Genomic DNA, 2,607 nt, shown 5'->3' on the forward strand with positions numbered 1-2,607 from the left:
AGTAAATTGACCACCCGTTCCGGAGCAAACTGACCACCTAATTCCGGAGCAAATTGACCACCAAGTTTTGTGGTTAATTAACGATTAAAAACTATTGATTTTTTCATGTTGTTAGAACCATACATTCGTTAAAAACATACGGATTATGGCAAACAAAATAACAGACATGAGTAAAATTAGAAAAGTAATTAAATTCTATTGTAATGGAAAGAGTAAGTTATTTATAAGTAGCTACTTATCCCTTTCAAGAAATACGGTAAAGAAATATATTTCTTTATTTGAAGTTCTCGGATTAAGCTTTGAATTAATCGACCAAAAAACCGATGCAGAGCTGGAACTTTTATTCTCCCAGACTAGTGTAGAGGCCATTAGCCCGAGATTACAGACACTTTATGATTTTTTTCCTAAAATGGAACGTGAACTAAAAAAAGTTGGCGTTACCGTACAGCATATGTGGGAACAATATATTGCTGTAAATCCTGATGGTTATCGAACTTCACAATTTCATTATCACTACAATATATGGGGCAAACGAGTTAATCCGGTCATGCATATGAACCATAAGGCTGGTGATAAAATGTATGTTGATTATGCCGGAAAGACACTCTCAATTATTGATATAGATACCGGAGAAGTCAAAGAAGTACAATTTTTTGTAGCAATATTAGGCGCTAGCCAATACACGTATGCTGAAGCTTCCATGAGCCAGCAAAAGGAAAACTTTGTTGACTCAGTAGAGAATGCCATGCGCTTTTTTGAAGGTACTCCTGCTGCCATTGTTCCGGATAATTTAAAATCTGCAGTAATAAAAAGCAGTCGTTTTGAACCGACAATCAATGAAACCCTGGCTGATTTAGCAGAACACTACGAAACTACAATTTTACCTGCCAGAGCTTACAGGCCCAGGGACAAATCATTAGTTGAAGGAGCTGTTAAGATATTATATCGAAGGATTTATGTAACCATAAAAGAAACCAAGTTCTTTTCTCTGGAACAATTAAATCAGCAGATCTGGGATTTACTTGACTCTCATAATAACAGAAAACTAACAGGACGCCCTTATTCCCGCTTTGAATTATTTTTAGAAGACGAAAAAGAAAAACTGCGTCCACTGCCACAAGATCGTTTTGAAATTAAATACCAGTCTTTTGCAACGGTAATGCAAAACGGTCATGTTCAATTAAGCCAGGACAAAAACTATTACAGCGTTCCGTATCAATATGTAAAAAAGAAAGCAAAGCTGTTATATACCAAATCAACGGTAGAGATTTATTATAAATACAATCGAATAGCTGTACATCCAAGAAACTACAAACCTTATGTCTATACAACAACCCCTGAGCATTTAGCCAGTACACATCAATTTGTAGCCCAATGGAGTGCTGCCCGCTTCATTGAATGGGCTAATAATATTGATGAGTCAGTGGGAGAATATATAATGCAGATAATCGAAAGCAGAAATCATCCAGAACAGGCTTATAAAAGTTGTTTAGGAATACTGAATTTTGAAAAAAAGGTAGGCAGACAGCGATTAATAAATGCCTGCAGGCGGGCACTTGATTTTAAAATTTACAATTTTAAGACCATACAAAATATTTTAGAAAACAACTTGGATCATATTGATTTTGATCAAGAGCCTGAGCAGGAACTTCCCGATCACAGTAACATAAGAGGAAAACATTATTATAACTAAATTAAATCTTGAAAAAATGAATGAATCCACAGTAACCAAAATGAAACAAATGAAGCTTTATGGCATGTTTAATGCTTTTAAAACAGCCATTGAAAGCGGAAAAACAGATCATTATACCCTTGACCAGTTTGTATCGATGATTATTGATGCAGAATGGGATGAAAGGTACAATCGTCGTATTGAACGAAGTATAACTAATGCCAAATTCCATTACAAATCAAATATTGAAAGTATCAATTTTGATGTATCACGTAATCTGGACAGAAACATGGTACTGCGTCTGGCAGAATGCGAATTTATAGAGAAAAATGAAAACATTTTAATCACTGGAAGTACCGGGGTCGGTAAAAGTTATTTAGGTACCGCATTAGGTTATCAAGCCTGTATACAGGGTTTTAAGGTAAGTTATTTTAATACCTCAAAATTGTTTGCTAGACTAAAAATGGCTAAAGCAGATGGTAATTATCTGCGGGAACTTACCAAAATACAAAGACAGGATGTTATAATACTTGATGATTTTGGGCTTCAGGCACTTGACAGCCATAACCGAATTACTCTTTTGGAGATCATAGAGGACAGGCATAATAACGGCTCTATAATAGTGACATCACAAATCCCAGTTCAAGGATGGTATGATATAATTGGAGAAAAAACGATAGCAGATGCAATATTAGACAGACTGATACACCAATCTCACAGGCTTGAATTACATGGAGAATCGATGAGAAAGAAAAGAGGAATAAACAAAGAGTGATATTTTATTATATTTGAATACTAATTAACAGATGAAAAAATATAGTTTTTAATCAAAACGGAGGTGGTCATTTTGCTCCGGAATTAGGTGGTCATTTTGAACTGGAATCAGGTGCTCACTTTAAAACGGAATGGGGTGATCAATATAACCGGAATTTGCA

General features: G+C 35.2%; 2 protein-coding genes. Both read left to right on the forward strand.

Annotation, left to right across the window (positions count from 1 at the left end):
* Nucleotides 1-145 precede the first annotated feature (145 nt).
* The gene (istA, locus tag NJT12_RS24715; protein ID WP_271338771.1) at nucleotides 146-1,693 is read left to right on the forward strand and encodes an IS21 family transposase; all 1,548 of its coding nucleotides are present in this window, start codon (nucleotides 146-148) and stop codon (nucleotides 1,691-1,693) included.
* Nucleotides 1,694-1,709: 16 nt separating this feature from the next.
* Nucleotides 1,710-2,447 (forward strand): IS21-like element helper ATPase IstB, encoded by a 738-nt coding sequence (istB, locus tag NJT12_RS24720; RefSeq protein ID WP_271338772.1) that lies wholly within the window; start codon nucleotides 1,710-1,712, stop codon nucleotides 2,445-2,447.
* The last annotated feature ends 160 nt before the right edge of the window (nucleotides 2,448-2,607 follow it).

This window comes from Flavobacterium azizsancarii (assembly GCF_027980145.1).
Taxonomy (GTDB): Bacteria; Bacteroidota; Bacteroidia; order Flavobacteriales; family Flavobacteriaceae; genus Flavobacterium; species Flavobacterium azizsancarii.